At 33.5% G+C, this 17,841-nt stretch carries 14 protein-coding genes; 5 read left to right on the forward strand and 9 right to left on the reverse strand.

The annotated features are described in order from the left end of the window. Nucleotides 1–163: 163 nt before the first annotated feature. From Q4Q47_RS03400 to gyrB, 8 genes are all read right to left on the reverse strand, one after another. A complete protein-coding gene (locus Q4Q47_RS03400) occupies nt 164–1,177 on the reverse strand; it encodes a DUF6588 family protein (protein ID WP_303305251.1) in 1,014 nt (337 codons plus the stop codon). A gap of 238 nt (nt 1,178–1,415) precedes the next feature. Further along, the gene (locus tag Q4Q47_RS23780) at nt 1,416–1,490 is read right to left on the reverse strand and encodes a hypothetical protein (protein WP_408612150.1); all 75 of its coding nucleotides are present in this window, start codon (nt 1,488–1,490) and stop codon (nt 1,416–1,418) included. Continuing rightward, a complete protein-coding gene (locus Q4Q47_RS03405; protein WP_303305252.1) occupies nt 1,475–1,624 on the reverse strand; it encodes a hypothetical protein in 150 nt (49 codons plus the stop codon). The genes Q4Q47_RS23780 and Q4Q47_RS03405 overlap by 16 nt, the downstream gene beginning before the upstream one ends. A gap of 55 nt (nt 1,625–1,679) precedes the next feature. Continuing rightward, nucleotides 1,680–3,341, reverse strand: coding sequence for a beta-N-acetylhexosaminidase (locus Q4Q47_RS03410; RefSeq protein WP_303305253.1), 1,662 nt, complete (start codon nt 3,339–3,341; stop codon nt 1,680–1,682). 161 nt (nt 3,342–3,502) lie between these two features. Beyond that, nucleotides 3,503–4,696, reverse strand: coding sequence for a Gfo/Idh/MocA family protein (locus Q4Q47_RS03415; RefSeq protein ID WP_303305254.1), 1,194 nt, complete (start codon nt 4,694–4,696; stop codon nt 3,503–3,505). A 7-nt stretch (nt 4,697–4,703) separates the two neighbouring features. Continuing rightward, the gene (locus Q4Q47_RS03420; RefSeq protein ID WP_303305255.1) at nt 4,704–6,041 is read right to left on the reverse strand and encodes a Gfo/Idh/MocA family oxidoreductase; all 1,338 of its coding nucleotides are present in this window, start codon (nt 6,039–6,041) and stop codon (nt 4,704–4,706) included. 14 nt (nt 6,042–6,055) lie between these two features. Further along, nucleotides 6,056–7,462, reverse strand: a complete 1,407-nt coding sequence (locus tag Q4Q47_RS03425; RefSeq protein WP_303305256.1) for a 3-keto-disaccharide hydrolase — start codon at nt 7,460–7,462, stop codon at nt 6,056–6,058. A 450-nt stretch (nt 7,463–7,912) separates the two neighbouring features. Further along, nucleotides 7,913–9,862: a DNA topoisomerase (ATP-hydrolyzing) subunit B gene (gene gyrB, locus Q4Q47_RS03430; protein ID WP_303305257.1), complete on the reverse strand. Its 1,950-nt coding sequence runs from the start codon at nt 9,860–9,862 to the stop codon at nt 7,913–7,915. 662 nt (nt 9,863–10,524) lie between these two features. Here gyrB and Q4Q47_RS03435 point away from each other — a divergent pair. The 4 genes from Q4Q47_RS03435 (at nt 10,525) to Q4Q47_RS03450 (ending at nt 16,329) form a co-directional block, all read left to right on the forward strand. Beyond that, nucleotides 10,525–10,794 carry a hypothetical protein gene (locus tag Q4Q47_RS03435; RefSeq protein ID WP_303305258.1) on the forward strand — a complete coding sequence of 90 codons (270 nt, stop codon included), beginning with the start codon at nt 10,525–10,527 and terminating at the stop codon, nt 10,792–10,794. Nucleotides 10,795–10,797: 3 nt separating this feature from the next. Further along, nucleotides 10,798–12,198: an amidase family protein gene (locus Q4Q47_RS03440; protein ID WP_303305259.1), complete on the forward strand. Its 1,401-nt coding sequence runs from the start codon at nt 10,798–10,800 to the stop codon at nt 12,196–12,198. Next, nucleotides 12,198–15,539: a bifunctional amidotransferase subunit GatB/aspartate--tRNA ligase AspS gene (gatB/aspS, locus tag Q4Q47_RS03445; protein WP_303305260.1), complete on the forward strand. Its 3,342-nt coding sequence runs from the start codon at nt 12,198–12,200 to the stop codon at nt 15,537–15,539. Before Q4Q47_RS03440 ends, gatB/aspS begins: the two co-directional genes overlap by 1 nt. Before the next feature lie 247 nt (nt 15,540–15,786). After that, nucleotides 15,787–16,329, forward strand: a complete 543-nt coding sequence (locus tag Q4Q47_RS03450) for a DUF2911 domain-containing protein (RefSeq protein WP_303305261.1) — start codon at nt 15,787–15,789, stop codon at nt 16,327–16,329. A gap of 107 nt (nt 16,330–16,436) precedes the next feature. Here Q4Q47_RS03450 and Q4Q47_RS03455 read toward each other — a convergent pair whose 3' ends face one another. Beyond that, nucleotides 16,437–17,066, reverse strand: coding sequence for a 7-carboxy-7-deazaguanine synthase QueE (locus Q4Q47_RS03455; RefSeq protein ID WP_303305262.1), 630 nt, complete (start codon nt 17,064–17,066; stop codon nt 16,437–16,439). A 117-nt stretch (nt 17,067–17,183) separates the two neighbouring features. Between Q4Q47_RS03455 and Q4Q47_RS03460 the strand changes: the two genes are divergently transcribed. Continuing rightward, complete coding sequence (locus Q4Q47_RS03460; protein WP_303305263.1) at nt 17,184–17,804, forward strand: hypothetical protein; 621 nt, start codon at nt 17,184–17,186, stop codon at nt 17,802–17,804. Nucleotides 17,805–17,841 lie beyond the last annotated feature (37 nt).

Consider the following 17,841-nt stretch of genomic DNA (forward strand, 5'->3'; position numbering starts at 1 on the left):
CACAAATCTCACAATATAAAAGCCTAAATTATATGATTTTAGTCATGCAAAATTACAAATTTATATACTCTAAATAAAAAAAAGTACAAGATTAAATCCTGTACTTTTTAAACTATAACAAAATATAAACTAATTAAAATTAAACGTCTTTATTTTTGAATTTTTATCTAAAACTAAATGCCATTCCTGCAGATAATGTATTATACTCTTGTAATGTATAGTCTGCAAAAAGTTTAAAGAAACCAAGACTTAATCTTATTCCAAGCGTTGTTCTAAAACCACTAGCATCAAAATCTAAGTTTAAAGGATCTGTAACTGTTTCTGTAATGGTTGGTCCTGATACTACAGGGGTATATTGCAAATTGTATGATCCTAACATTTTTAGCGTTGAACTACCTCCACTGTATCCTAAGCCTCCATAAACATTGATAATTGGAAAGTTTAACGATCCTATGGCTTGTACTGTAAATGCATTTAATTTAAATTCTGCATTTTGATTCTGACCAGATATAGCGTTACCGTCGATACTATAATTTACATCCATAGACGTATATGCTGCTAATACAGAAACGTGTAATGGTAATTTATCTACTGGGCCAAAAATACTTGTTATTTCTTTTTTAAGCCCAACTCCAAATAATTTCCCTTTTGCATCGTCACTCCCAACTTCTGGAACTAAACGTAACATCACATCAAATTTATAAGGTAATCCTACACCTAATTGCAAGGCTGGAGTTGGTACTGCTCCCAAAGGTAAATCGTCACTTATACCAGATGGCATTTCAAAAGAAGCCGTTACAGCCTGTCCTTGAACGGTTGCATTTACATCCAACATAACACCATCTCCTTTACCTGCTACTGTTGGGTTTATAGAAGATCCCGGTGTTGTTATACTCGTTAACCCTAAATTGGCAATATCGAAGAATTCATCTTTTGATGGAATCATTGAGGCATTCAGGCCAATTGTAATATCAAATCCCAGTTTTTTATGAGCTTTAGCGGTATGATACCACCCACTGTTCATTCCATAAATTAACCCTTTCATCGCAGGATTAATATAGCTATTTGTTAGTTTGTTTGCATCATCTCTGGCTGCAAGTAAAATACTTTCTAGTTCTTGTGAACGAGATATGTGTGTTACTAATAATAGTAAACATAATAAGGTTAACTTTTTCATTCTTTTGTCAATTTTGGTTAAAACAAAAGTATAAAAAAAACGACACAAAGCAACTTTTAGTCGAAAAAAATTACTTTTAATCGACTTATTTGGTTGAAACATTAAAATAATGTAGAAATTTACTACATAATTATTTTGTTTAAACTAAAAATTTTTAATCTTTTTAAAAATGTTTTAGAGGGTTAATTATTATTAAGGTTAAAATAACTAACAACATTGTTATACCAAATGTTCTGAGTCATTTTTCCCAAAAAAGAATGCCTTTTGGCACCAATCCTTTCTTTATATCTTCTGCAATCAAATCGCATAAAATACGTCTAAAATATTCGTGCCTTGGAAATAACCAGAATTAGTTTTTCGATAGGTATAATCTGCTTCGGTACTTGCACTTACAATTCTAGATAACCCTAAAATTGATATTGGAGAATCATCAGGGTGTAGACACATCAATAATTATTGTTTTCTGCTACCGGTAATATCTTTAATATATCTATGCTCTATTTTATTTATAAGTGCTAAAATTCTCCACCCAATTTGGTTTCAAAATACGTCCTGGTTCTTTTGTGTTTTCTGGGGAAAAGTAATCAAAGTAATAAATCTCTTTTGACTTATAAATTTTTAGAATTGTTTTTAATCGTTTTTGAAAATTCTCAAAAGATTTGTTACTTTTCTTTGTCCACCCTGCCTCAGCTAAAGCAGAAATTCTTGGATACAGCATAAAATCGAATCTTTTTTCTGTATTAATTTGTTCTGTCCATAAGTTTGCTTGAATTCCCAAAATTCCAGAATTTTCTAAATCAATAGTATTTGACGAGTCAGGAAAATTATACACGTCATCTAACGGACAAAAACCATCCCACCTTCGTCCAATACTATGACTATCATCCTGTACAAAATCAAAATATAGAGGCTTTCTTGGGCATAAAATCATTTTATAATTATTTTTCAAGCCTTTTTCTAAAATCTGTGGTTTATCATGTCTCCACCACATAGCAACAGTACTCTCATTATTCATATTATTTTCTACAACTTCATCCCACCCCATAACTTTTTTATTTAAGGAAAGAATTGTATCTCGTATTCTATTAATAAAATAAGTTTCTACTTCTTTAATCTTCTTTAATTTCTCTTTTTTCATTAAAGCAATAACTTCCTTGTCTTTTACCCAATGCTGATTACCAAAACTAACTTCATCTCCCCCTATATGAATATATTTTGAAGGAAATAGAGTAGTAACTTCTTTAAGGATTTCTGTTAAAAAAGCATATGTAGATTCTTTAGCTGGATGAAAAGTAAAATGAGGGTTCTTTTCGGTACCTCCTCCAGAAAATTCAGGATATGCTCTCATTACTGCTGACGCATGACCTGGTACATCTATTTCTGGAATGACTTCAATATTTCTTTGAGAAGCAAAGTGAATAATTTCTTTAATATCTTCTTGTGTATAGAACTGAGCTTCTGTATTAGAGTTACTATAATTACCTATGGCGCCAATACTAGTTAATTTAGGGTATTTTTTAATTTCTATTCTCCAACCAGGTGCATCTGTAAGATGCCAATGAAATTTATTTAATTTTTGCAAAGACATCAACTCCAACAGTTGCTTAATCTTTTCTTTGCCAAAAAAATGTCTTGATTCATCTACCATGACACCTCTCCATACATAGCGAGGCGAATCTTCAATTTGAACATTAGGAATATCAATTTCGTTGGTAGTTCCTTCCTTTAAATTATCTATGTCTAATAATTGCCTTAAAGATTGCAAGCCATTAAAAACGCCTTTTCCAGAACCTCCTATAATACGTATTGATTCTTCAGTAATAGATAAACTATAAGCTTCATCAGAAGTCATATTGTTATCAATATCTATTGCTATATAATTTGTTTTTAAATCTAATTCTGTTTTTATTTCTAAACTAAAACCTAAATGCTTTTGAATTAAGCCTATGAATACTGAGCTCTTAGTTTTTAATTCCTGTAAGTTTTTATGAATGACAAATTTTGTGTTCTTATTCAAGAAAAATCGCCCCTCTTTTATCTCTAACTTCTGAGGGTATGGTATTATTGAATACATATCTATAGTATTCTTAGCATCTTTTTTGCAAGCCGTAAACACAGATAAAAACGACAAAAATATTAAAAGGCGAATGTTATTATAAATCATAAACGTTTTATGTATCTTAATAAAAGGTATTAAACCCGAAATCTCGCTAGATACCGAAGCAAGTTCAGCACATGAAGTGGGATTAGTTCAACTAGCTGTTTTGAATGCATTGCTTCGCAACTTTTCAAAACAGAGTTTTCCTGCCACGCAATAAGCGTGGACTAATAAGAATAACTCTCTTTCCAATATTGGATTTCTTCATTATGCATGGCATCTAAGGATAGCTGCACTGCAACAGCCGTATTTGCTCCTGTATAAATATTTGAAACAGGCATTTTATTATCTAAAATAGAGTTCCTAAAATCTACTAAGGCTTGTTTGCTTGGATCTATGTGAGATATATTTATAGGAATTCCTTTCCCTTGTAAATGAGTATTTGCCGTAGCACCAGATACACCATCTACATCGGTAAATTCCTTCTTATAACCATTTTCATAATAAATCCACGCCTTAGTATAATCTAGCAAAATTGTTCCTTTACTACCATGGACTTTTATTTGATAATCTCCTAATGCATTGTTTGTTAAACACGTAAATTTTGCTTTCACACCGCTCGGGTATTCAAATAATAAATGGATATTGTCAAAAGTCTCTCGTCCATCTTTCCAAAAGTCAATACCTCCTGTACCCATAATTTTTTTAGGATTTTCGCCTAAAACCCAATTCACAAAATCTATTTGATGGGAACATAATTCTGCTGCCATTCCACCAGAATATTCTTTATACATTCTCCAATTTATAGCGCGCTCTAAAGATAGCTCTGGTACTGGTCTCCGCCAATTACCATTTCTATTCCATTGGCATTCAAAAGATGTTATTTGCCCCAACTCACCTTTTTTAATAAACTCTACAACATGTTTATAAAGCTTTGAACTATGATATTGATGACCTGTTTGGAAAATTGTTTTAGTATTAGATGTTTTTTTTACCAAATCATCTATTCCGACTAAGCCTTTAGCCATTGTTTTTTCACAATATACATGCTTACCTGCATCTATAGCATCTATGGCTATGGCTGCATGGGTATTAAAAGGTGTGGCTATTAATACGGCATCAATGTCTTTATTGCTTAGCAGTTCCTCATAATTAGTATATGCTTTTGCTTTGTTTTGGGTTCTTGAAAGCCCATTTTCTAATCGAAAAGGCAGTACATCACAAACGGCAGAAACGTTAATTCCTTCAATAGTATTTAGTATAGGTATAAGTCCACCTCCCCTATCTCCAGTTCCTATAATGCCTACATGAATCATGTTACTGCTACCAATATTTTTGGACATAGCTTGTAAAACAGGTACGCTAGCAACAATTCCAGCAGATACGAGACCGCCTTTAGTTAAAAATTCTCTTCGCTTCATTTTTTATTTATAACTTAGGTTCCCAACCTTGTTGATAGTCTCTTTTCCAATGCGTCATTGCTTTATCATTATTCAAAACTTTACCCGTTTTAGAATCTATTTTTAAAGTTTCTCCTACATCCTGAGCCATATTACCTAAATGGCATAACATCGTTGAAATACTAGCATCTTGAATATCAGAATTCAAATTTTTATCTTTACGTATCGCATCAAAGAAATTACCAACATGGTCAACATCTAACCCTCCTATACCTCTTGTATTCGTTGTAGCACTGGCTGATTTCTCCAATTCTTCTTTAATAGGATTGCCTTGTAAATCGAATAATTTATAAAAATTACGGTCTAATTGTATAGACCCTTCACTTCCGTAAATAGTAACACCTCTTCCTGGTCTTTCTGGCTTCATGATACCTCTACTATGCCCTGTCCATGTAATAAATTTTTCATTTTCAAATTTATAAGTTACTTGCTGATTATCTACAAATTCCCAATCATCTTTATAAGTATACTTTCCTCCAAACGAAGCAATACTTTCTGGCAAATTAACGCCTAAAGCCCATCGACAAATATCAATTTCATGAGTACCATTATTATGAATTTCTCCTGTTCCCCAATTACGGAACCAATGCCAGTTATAAGGATGGATATTATCCTTATAATCTTTTCTAGGAGCTGGCCCTTGCCATAATTCCCAATCTAATGTTTTAGGAACATCTATTTTGTTTCCTATTCCTATGGATTCTCTATTATTAGAATAATAAGCTTCCCCCTTGTATACATTGCCAATAATTCCTGCTCTAATATCTTTTATGGCATTCATAGATGTTTGAGCAGAACGTTGCTGGTTGCCCATTTGCACTTTTTTACCATACTTCTTTTGAGCAGCAACTAATAGATCATTTTCATAAGGGTTATGGCTGCAAGGTTTTTCTACATACACATGTTTCCCTGCTTGCATTGCTAAAATTGCCATAGGTGTATGCCAATGTTCTGGCGTTGCTATAAAAACAGCATCTACAGCTTTATCTTCTAAAATCTTTCGAAAATCTTTTTCTACTTTAGGGATGTAACCAATATTTTCTTTGCACCAAACATTGTGTTCCTCTAAAATGATATCATCTACATCACAATTATAAAGTATCTTAGCATTTAAATCTTGATGAATTGCTATAATATGTGCTTTCGCCCTGCTACGTACTCCAATAACTGCACAACCTATATGATCATTTGCTCCAAGAATTCTCGAATAACTTTGGGCTGAAACACCAGTTAAGCTTCCTGTAAATGCAACCCCAACTGCTCCTATTGTCGCTTTTTTTATAAAATCTCTTCTGTTTGAACTCATGCGTAAAGCACTTTTTAATTAAACTCTCTTATTTTTATACTTCTAAAATGTACCGTATCTCCGTGATCTTGCAGTAAAATGTGACCACTTGCCCATTGACCAAATTTTGGCCATTTATTATATTTACTATAAGCTACTAGGGCTCTAAACATTTGGGAGGATCTATCATATTCAATAGTCTTTTCATTATTTAGCCAGTGCTCGACTTTACCTCCTTTTACAACTATTCTTGCTTTATTCCAACGGTCAATACCTTTAAATTGCTTACCTCTCCCTGGAATTGAAAGATTCTCTGCCGCTATTAAATCATATAATGAAGACATCGTTCTATTACCACCTGTTCCTGCTTTTGCATCTGGGTGGTTTTTATCATCTAAAATTTGAAATTCACAACCAATTGCAGAACCTGGTCCTTTATTGAGTTCCGGATCTACAAAATATTTAATTCCGCTATTTGCTCCTTTTGTTATTTTAAACTCTAATTCTAATTCAAAATCACTAAAAACATCTTTTGTAATAATATCACCAGGCCCAGTAGATTCTCCTCCATCCGTAGCCAAAACAGATAAAACACCATCGTTTATTTCCCATCCTGATTTTGGAAATTGAACTGTTTTTGCGCCTTTCCATCCATTGGTTGTTTTTCCATCCCATAATAATCGCCATCCATTTCTTTTTTCGTTATCTGTAATTCTATTAATCAAATAACTCATCTCACGAACTTGTGGATCTGACACCCAACTTTCCCTTTCCAAATTATCAGTCTTTATTCTGATATTTCTCCATCTTATTTTCTTACCAGCATGTCCCTCATTTGTCCCAATACCATGTACTTGAAGACCAATAAATCCAGATGCTGTTAAATCATCAACCAAATTAGAACATTGTACTCCGTTAATCCATGTTCTAATGGAATTACCTACAGCCTCCACCCTGCATTTATTCCAAACACCATTTTTAAAAGCTTTTCTTCCTTTTGGATTAAGCGACAATGGATATATCCATGCTCTTCTGGATTCATCGTAAATACCTCCACTAAAAGCACGAGCGCTAGGATCTATTTCAAATTGATACCCATGAACCCTTCCATTGTTATAATCTTTAAAGCTATTAGATCTAAATTGCACACCCGTATTAATCGAAGGGTCAGCCAGAATTTCAAATTCCAAAATAAAATCACCGTAGCTTTTTTCGGTACATAAAAAACTGTTTGGGATATTAGTCTTCGTTATCCCCACAATTTCATTATTATCTATTATATATTTAGCGGTTCCATTTAACTGTTTCCATCCATCAAAATTCTGTCCATTAAAAAGTGTCACCCACTCACCTTCCTGTGCCTGTGAATAAGCTTTGACACCTATAAAGTTGACAAGAACAAGGCTCATTATAAAAAATAGTTTTGGCTTTAATTGTATCATAGTTTTATAAAAATAAATTATTTTAAATCACAGGATCGTGTGCGCACACGTAAAATTATGAATTTATATGAAATGCGCAAATTTATTAAGATAAAATAATAGCACAATCATTTTGTGTTTTTGCAATTAAGTATACTATTTGTTAAATGATTTTTAAGTTTGGAAACAATTAAAGGTATAGCAAAAACATGATGTATCAATAGGTACTGTTGATAGAATAATACACAAATAGATCTAGAATTTCTAAAAAACCAAAGTTACATATTGACAGAATAATTAAGAAAAATAGCAACGCTAACTATTTATAAACATATTGTCTTCAAAACATTAAAACAGTTGAATATGATACAAAGGATAAAAACAATCGTTTAAAAAAACGTTCTTAAAAACAAATACCCCTAATATAAAATATCAGGGGTATTAAAAAATTAAACTTATTTTGCTTTTTAATTAGGCATCAATATTAGCATAAATAGCATTCTTTTCAATAAAATCTCTACGAGGTGGCACTTCATCCCCCATTAGCATAGAGAAAATCCTATCGGCTTCTGTGCCATTATCTATTTGTACTAAACGCATCGTTCTAAACTCAGGATTCATAGTAGTATCCCAAAGCTGTTCTGCATTCATCTCTCCAAGACCTTTATAACGCTGTATTTTACTTCCGTCTCCAAACTCAGCTACAATTTCGTCACGCTCTTTATCACTCCATGCATATTGTTTTTTAGCACCTCTTTTAACTAAATACAAGGGAGGTGTTGCTATATATATATGCCCATTCTCTATTAATTCTTTCATATATCTAAAAAAGAATGTTAAAATTAAAGTTGCAATGTGACTACCATCAATATCGGCATCACACATAATAACTACTTTATGATAACGTAATTTAGAAAGGTTTAATTCTTTACTATCTTCTTCGGTACCTATGGTAACTCCCAGTGCTGTAAATATATTTTTAATCTCTTCATTTTCGAATACCTTATGTTGCATAGCTTTTTCAACATTCAATATTTTTCCACGAAGCGGAAGTATGGCTTGAAAAGCTCTATCACGACCTTGTTTGGCTGTTCCTCCCGCCGAATCTCCCTCAACAAGGAAAACTTCACATTTTGCAGGATCCTGTTCAGAACAATCAGATAATTTTCCAGGTAGCCCTCCAATAGACATAACAGTTTTACGCTGAACCATTTCACGTGCTTTCTGAGCAGCATGACGTGCCTGAGCTGCTAAAATCACCTTCTGAACAATGGTTTTTGCATCATCTGGGTGCTCTTCCAAATAATCCGTAAGCATTTCAGAAACCGCTTGACTTACAGAAGCCGACACTTCCCTATTTCCTAACTTTGTTTTTGTTTGTCCTTCAAATTGAGGTTCTTGAACCTTAACAGAAATAATTGCTGTTAACCCTTCACGGAAATCATCACCTGCAATATCGAATTTTAACTTATCCAACATTCCAGAACCATCCGCAAATTTTTTCAAAGTATGTGTTAATCCACGTCTAAATCCAGAAAGGTGTGTTCCTCCCTCATGGGTATTGATATTATTTACATAAGAGTGTAAATTTTCAGCATAAGATGTATTATAAATCATAGCAACCTCAACTGGCACACCATTCTTTTCACCTTCAAACGCAATAACATCTTTCATTAAAGGTTCTCGGGTGGCATCTAAATATTGGATAAATTCCTTTAACCCTTCTTCAGAATGAAACGTCTCTCCTTCAAATTCGCCATCTTCTTTTTTAGATCTTTTATCAACTAAATGAACTGTAATCCCTTTATTTAAATAAGCCAGTTCTCGCAAACGGCTTGCTAAAGTATCATAGCTATACTCTAAGGTTTGAGTAAAAATAGTAGAGTCTGGCTTAAAAGTAACCGTGGTTCCTCTTTTATCTGTATCACCAATAGATTTTACAGGGTACATGGCTTTTCCACGTTCATATTCCTGTTCGTAGATTTTACCTCCTCTATATACAGTTGCTTTTAGATGTTCTGATAGGGCATTCACACAACTTACACCCACACCGTGTAATCCACCAGATACTTTATAAGAATCTTTATCAAACTTACCACCAGCACCAATTTTAGTCATGACAACCTCAAGTGCTGAAACACCTTCTTTTTTATGTAAGTCCACAGGGATACCACGACCGTCATCTTCAGTAGTAATAGAATTATCTTCATTAATAATCACAGTAATATTATTACAGTGACCCGCTAATGCTTCATCAATAGAATTATCAACTACTTCATATACTAAATGGTGCAAACCTCTTGTTCCAACATCTCCAATATACATGGATGGACGCATACGCACATGCTCCATACCTTCTAAAGCCTGAATACTATCAGCTGAATAATTGTGCTTATTAAACTCTTCCTTTTCTTGACTCATATTATTATTTATCTATAAGTTAAAACTTGATTTTATTCCATAAAAAAATGACGCTAATGCATCATTCTTTGGATACTAACAAATATACGAAATCAACCTACCTTTAAAAAGCATTTTAGAGACTTTATACAATAATTATCAACAATTGTTAATTACTAAAAAACTCCTTAAATCGACTAAAAAGCACCTTAAAATGGATTTCAACTATTTTTTACATGATTGTTAAAATTAGAAAACATTAAAATCGTTTAGAGGATAAGTTTCAACTTTGCTCAAGGCAAGCTATATTAATTTCTAACAACTATTTATACTAAAAAATAAATCTTAGAAAAGAAATTCAAATAAATAAAAAACTTCTTTTCCCATTTATAACAACAAAATATTCTGTCAAGAATTAAACTTAAATGAATAATTATTGTAGAACTAATAAATTAATTTTAAGTTTTTTATTAATTTGACAATAAAAATATTAGATCATGAAAAATGATGTTTAGTAAATTTATTCTATATATATTTGACAACAGATAAAGTATTATGACAATAAATAACAACAATAATAATTTCAATAATCCTAATTTTTAGGATCGGAAGGTTATTGTTTAAATATATATAAAGCCTTCCAAATTTGGAAGGCTTTTTTTATTAATCTAATAAATGAAACCATGAGTAAAATTATGACAGTCGACATATTGTCGAGTATTAAAGGAGCTCAACCTTCTGAGGCAGTGAGCAAATTATTTGACGTGATTAAAAATGCACAAACAGCAAATGATACCCCCTTTAATAATCATCATAATAATGGCGTGTCTTTAAATAATTTGAGAGATGATGTAGTGATTGAAAGCTCTGCTTTGGAGAAACAAATCATTAAAGACAATTTCCCGAAAGAGAAAGATGACTATTTAGTAGTTTCTAAAGTTATAGATGCATAGGTTATGGAATCTCAAATACAACATATCCACCAACAATTGATGGACAAGAAAATTTCTTGTATCGACTTGATTCAGGAAAAATTAAGCTTGCTTAAAAAAAATACTCATAACACCGTAAACGCTTTACTAACCGAATTAGCTTTAGAACGAGCAGCCAAGGTAGATACCAAAATTGCAAATGGAGAAACTATTGGTTTACTTGAAGGGATTCCGTTTGGTATTAAAGATGTTTATATGCTTCAAGGCACTTATGCAACAGCTAGTTCAGACTTACTAAAAAATTATAAATCGGCATATACCGCCACAGCCATTCAAAAATTATTGGATGCAGGTGCCATACCTATTGTAAAAGAAAACTGTGATAGTTTTGGTCATGGGTCTTCTAGTGAAAACACCATTTTTGGAGCCGTTAAAAATGCTATAAATCCAGAATTAGTGGGTGGTGGTTCTAGTGGTGGCTCAGCCGTTAATGTGGCTAAAGATTATACCGTCTTTTCTATTGGTGGAGATACAGGTGGTTCGGTTCGCCAACCAGCTGGCTATAATAATGTATATGGTTTAAAACCAACTTACGGAAGAATATCACGCTATGGTTTAATGGCCTACGCATCATCAACAGATTGTGTTGGTCCTTTGGCAAAATCTGTAGAAGACATTCGCATTGTCTTAAATGTGATGAGCGGAAAAGATATAAAAGATCAAACAACTTATAATTCAGAAGGCATTGAAAAAGAAAATATTTTAAATGCAGCTGACATTAAAACGGTTGGTTATTTTAAAAACTTTATTGAAAGCGAAGCCATCGATACTCAAATTAAAGATGATTTTTTAGCATCGATCGAAAAAATAAAAGCAAATGGCATAAAAGTAAAAGAACTGGATTTCTTTAAATCTGATATTCTGGTTTCTACTTATTATACCTTGGCTATGGCAGAAACAGCATCAAACCTATCACGTTTAGACGGTACCAATTATGGTGACCGTATTGACAATAAGGATCTAAAGGAGTCTTATGCTGTGACACGATCCGAGAAATTTTCGGAAGAAACCAAACGAAGAATTGTCGGTGGGAATCAAGTATTATCTCAAGGGTTTTCTGATGAAATCTATTTAAAAAGTCTCGCTTTAAGGGATTTAATTTCTGAAAACTTCGAAAAAGATTTTAAAGAAGTGGATATTATCTTATCCCCCGTTACGCCTAGTACACCGCCTAAAATTGGAGATAGTTTAAAAGATCCTTTAGCCATGTACTTATCTGATGCTTATACGGTAGGTTTTAGCTTAGGACAACTACCTACCTTAACCATTCCTCAAGGTACGGAAACAGGTTTACAGGTTACAGCAGCAAAAAATAATGACGAACTCGTTTTGAAGTTTGCTAACTTCTTAAAAGATACGATATAATGGATTTGGAACAATTAGACACGGCATTAAAAGCCCATGAATTAGAATTGGTAATCGGACTGGAAACGCACGTACGATTAAATACCAAAACCAAGTTGTTTTGTTCTTGCCCAAACCAAGAAATAGAAACGCCAAACGAACATATATGTTCTGTTTGCACAGGACAAATGGGGGTTTTACCTGCTATTAATAAAGAAGCTATCAACAAAGCCATTTATTTTGGAAAAGCTGTAAAATCATCTTTTGAAAACGAAGTCATTTCCTGGGACAGAAAACATTACGAATACCCGGATAATCCAAAGAACATTCAAATCACACAGTTTCACAACCCCGTCATACCAGACGGACAAGTCTCTTGTTTTAGAAATGATGGATCTCAATTTACAGTTAATTTAACCCAAGTACATATCGAGGAAGACGCTGCTAAATTGATGCATGAAAAAACGGTGTCGTTAGTCGATTTTAATAAGGCCGGGGTACCGCTTATTGAAATTGTAACCGAACCATGTATTCGTCATATTGAAGATGCTTCAACCTATGCACAATACATTCAACGTATTGTTCAGAATTTAAAGATATCTGAAGCCAACTTGGAAAAAGGAGAATTTAAATCGGATGTTTCTGTATCGCTTCGTAAAAAACATAGTTATAATTTAAATCCACGTACCGAAATAAAAAACTTGAACTCGTTTAAGTTTATGGTAGAGGCTTTAAAAGAAGAAGTTGAAAAACAATTCAACTATTATATAGAGCATAAAGAGTTTCGACCAGATCAAACCACCGTTTTATGGGATGCCGATTTAAAGCAAACTAAAACGATGCGTAAAAAGGAGTTTGAAGCCGATTATCGTTTTATCTCAGAACCAGACTTACCTTTCGTTTCGATTAAAGAAGTCGTCGATACCATTAAGGTTGATACAAGTACCTTACCATACGCTGTAGAATCTATTTTAATTAAAGGAGGCGTATTACCACAAGATGCTAAATTTTTCACAGCAGATTCGTTACGTTCTGAAACGTTTATTGCCATAAATAATGCCCTTAAAGACCCTTCTTTTGTTGCAAAGACATTAGTGAACAATATTGGTGCTGATGAATATGCCGACATACACAGAATAGAACATCTTATTGAAATATTTAAACTATTCAGAGATGAAAAGATAACATCTGTATTGGTTCAAAATGCCATTACATCGTATCTAAAAGACAGGGATTTTGATTATAATAAGTATTTTAAAGATAATACCATCTCAGAATCACAAATTCAGGATGCTATTGAAAAAGTGATTTCTGAAAATGATGCTGTTGCAAATGATATTAAAGGAGGAAACCAAGGAAAAGCAGGTATTCTAGTTGGTAAGGTAATCGCTATTATTGGAAAAGGCGCCTCTGGAAAAGTAATTCGGGAAGGGATTCTTAGTCAGTTGCAAAGTTCATCTCCAGAAGTTCAGAATTCTCTAACAACCAACAACCAACAACAATCAACCAACAACCAACAACCAACAACCAAAATACAAGAAGAGATATTACCTAAAACCCCTATTGTTATAAAAGACGAATACAGAACGCATTTAATTTCAGATGTTTCTGAAGAAAATATTTCTGAAGACGTTACTTTTTCAGGATGGGTGTCAAGTGTTCGTGATCATGGTGAACTTATTTTTATCGATTTACGAGATTCCAGTAACGAAGTGTTTCAAGTACGTTTAAGTAGAGAGTCGTTCCCTAATTTAGATGAGCTGGTAAAATTAAAACCAGAATCGGTGATAACGGTCACGGGTACTATTGTTCAACGTAAAGAAGATGATTATAACGCTGCGTTGCGAACAGGTAAAATAGAAATGGAAACGGCTTCTTTAGAGATTTTAAACCTTTCTAGAACACTGCCTTTTGAAATAAAGAGAGCAACTAAAACAAACGAGACCACTCGTTTTCAATATAAATATTTAGATCACAGAAATAACGATGTTCGCAGGGTTATTATTAACCGTCACAAAGTCATTAAATTGATGCGTGATATTTTAGATGAACAAAATTTCTTAGAAATTGAAACACCTATATTAAGTGCAGGAACAGACGAAGGAGCCAGAGAATTTATAGTTCCTACTCGTAAACAAGCGGGCGCATTTTATACCCTACCACAAGCTCCACAACAATTTAAACAAATGTTGATGGTAAGTGGTTATGAAAAATATTTCCAAATTGCACGTTGTTTTAGAGATGAAGATTCTCGCGGTGATCGTCAACCGGAATTTACGCAGTTAGATTTAGAAATGGCTTATGCCAGTATGCAGCAAATTATAGATTTGAACACCAACATGTTCAATAACATCGTTAAGAAAATATATGGTAAAAAATGGATTCTACATCCGTTTGAGGTGATCACCTATAAAGAAGCGATGGACAAATATGGTTGCGACAGACCCGATTTACGTTTTGGTTTACAATTACAAGATATTACAGATATTGTAAAAGACACCACCTTTCAGGTATTTAGTAAACCCATTGAAGAAGGCGGTATTGTAAAATGTATTAAAGTATCTGCTGAAGAACAAGGAAAGAAGCGTTTATCTAAAGGACAAATAGAGAAGCTAACTGCTATAGCCCAACAGCACGGCTTAGGGGGTTTAGCATATATTATTGTTAATGAAAACGATTTGCAATCACCAATTATTAAGTTTTTAGGTGAAGATATTGCAACCGGTATTATTAAAACAACCAACGCTCAAGTTGGTGATATTGTATTTTTCTCTGCCGCAGACTATGTGACAGCAAATAAAGCACTAGACGCAGTTCGTCAAGAACTAGGTAGCATGTTGCGTTTAATAAACCCGAAGGAATTAAGACCTGCTTGGGTTGTAGACTTTCCTATGTTTGAAAAAACAGATGAGGGCCGTTGGACATTTACCCATAATCCTTTCTCTATGCCAGCTATTTATGATATTGACAAGCATATGAATGGCAATGAGAACGAAATCGGAAGTATTATTGCTCAACAATACGACCTCATCTTAAATGGTTACGAAATTGGAGGCGGTTCTGTTCGTGCTCACAAACCTGAAATTCTGGAAGCTACCTATAAAAATATGGGGTATAATAAAGAAGAAATGCTTAAAAGCGTTGGCACAATGTATAAATCTTTCCATTATGGTGCGCCACCACACGGAGGTATTGCCTGGGGGGTTGATAGGTTGATGATGATATTAGAAAAAAAGGCATCTATTCGTGAAGTCATGGCGTTTCCAAAAACAGGAACCAGTGAAGATTTATTATTCGGGGCACCTTCTTTATTATCAGATAAAAAAGTTGAAGAAATGAATGTAAAAGTGATGAAAAAATAATTTTTATATCCTTCAAAGTTTTAACTTAGAAAGCCGACATAATAGTGTCGGCTTTTTTTATGAACTCATTTAAACTTTTTCAATTGGTTGCAAAACGACTGATTTTCGCTTTAATCCAAAAAGTTTAAATGAGTTCTATACCAAAAACGTAAATTTTAACATCCGCAAGCGACTTTTATAAGAACCTTAACACAATTTACATTTATCTTTAAACGATTCTAATCTTAAACACTAAAAAAAAATCATTATGAAAAAATCAACATTTTTTACAACTATTGCTTTTGCTTTTATTATGCTATTATCTACAAATGTAGATGCTCAAAAATTCTCTAAACTAGACAAAAGCCCAATGGATGCAGCAGCATTTCCAGCTAGCTATAAAGACGCTAATAAACTTATTAAAATAGTTTATAGCAGACCTCAACTTAAAGGAAGAGCTCTTAGTGCGTTAGCACCAAACGGTAAGGTTTGGAGGCTTGGAGCTAATGAAGCTGCAGAATTAACGCTTTTTACAGATATGAAATTAGGAAATACTTCTGTAAAAGCTGGAACATATACTTTTTATGCGATTCCTGGAGACAAAGAATGGACAGCTATTATTAGTAAAGACTTAAACGTTTGGGGTTCTTATTTCTATAAAGAAGCAAACGATGTTGCTCGTTTATCTGTACCGGTAACGTCTGGAGAATCTGTAGAAGCATTCTCTATTGCTTTTGATGAAGCTAATGGCAGCATAAATATGCATTTAGGATGGGGAACGACCAGAGTTGCTGTTCCTTTTACTAAATAAAATCGGTTAGACGGTTAGACAAAATAAAAATGTTCCAATAATATAAAACTATTGGAACATTTTTATTTTGTAAATTGAATACTTCCACCTAACACCTAACACCTAATTTAAGGTATATTCAAATATTTATGTGTTTGAAGTGACACTTTCCATTTAGGGTTTGCCATAACATAATCTACAATTTCAGGTACAACCTTATCACGCTTACTCCATTCTGGTTGCAAATACAAGATACAATCTTTATTAACCTTAGCGGCTTGTTCTTCTGCAAAGCGAAAATCATCCTTATTATAAACAATGACCTTAAGCTCATCTGCATTATCATAAACTTCTTTAGTAGGTAACTTCATTTTTTTTGGCGACAAACAAATCCAGTCCCAGGTGCCTGTTAATTTATAAGCTCCAGACGTTTCTATATGTGTTTGAAGCCCTTTCTTTTTCAATTGGTCTGTTAAAATAGTCATATCCCACATTAATGGTTCGCCTCCAGTTACAACAATAGTATCACTATACTTTTCAGCATTCTCAACAATCTTAACAGTTTCAGTAGGGGGATGTAAATTCGCATTCCAACTTTCTTTAACATCACACCAATGGCATCCTACATCGCATCCGCCTATACGAATAAAATAGGCAGCAGTACCTTTATGGTACCCTTCTCCTTGTATAGTATAAAACTCTTCCATTAAAGGCAGCATTTCACCTTTATCAATATGCATTTCATCGGATTTTTTCATAGTTTGCAAAGATACATATTCCATTACTTATTCATTACATTTTGATTTCCAATTCGAATTTTATACCTTCGTTTTCGGATTAATTAAAAGTAAATAGATTCTCAATCTCTCTCAAGAATGAAAAAAATCGCCTATTCTGTAATGCTGTTATGCAGTTATTATAGCTTTTCGCAAGTTGGAATTGGTACTACTACCCCATCTTCTGAATTAGAAATTGAAACCACTAACACTGGAATTCCTGCCTTAGAGTTAAACCCACAATCTGCACCAACTGGTTCCGTAACCGGACAATTAGCCGTTATAGGAGATAAACTATTTATGTATGATGCCACCAGAGTGAAATGGCTTAGTACAGAAACAACTGCGCTTCAATATGGTTATGAAAATTCAGCAGATGATCAGGTAATCTGGTTTGGTGGAGATGTTGGTAATAATTCAGCAACAGATACTGCTTCAGGTGCTAAAATGCCTTTCGATGGGACTATTGTTTATATGACAATTGAGTCATCAGGAGGAAATGCTTCAAAAAGTTTTGAAATTGAAATCAACGGAACTGCTGTTCCAAATAATGCAGATCCTACTCTAGATGGAAGGTTTAATCTTTCTGGAGGCTCTTTCACCAGAACTACTTTTAACATAGATTTTAATGCTGGAGACTATATCATGTTAAGAGCCAGATCTAATGGTAGCGGCGTTATAGATCCAGCTGCAATCATTTGGGTAAAATGGCGTGAATAGATTAAGCTTTATAATTTACTAGCCTCATTTTTCACAA

This window comes from Flavivirga spongiicola (assembly GCF_030540825.1).
In the GTDB taxonomy this organism is placed as follows: Bacteria; Bacteroidota; Bacteroidia; order Flavobacteriales; family Flavobacteriaceae; genus Flavivirga; species Flavivirga spongiicola.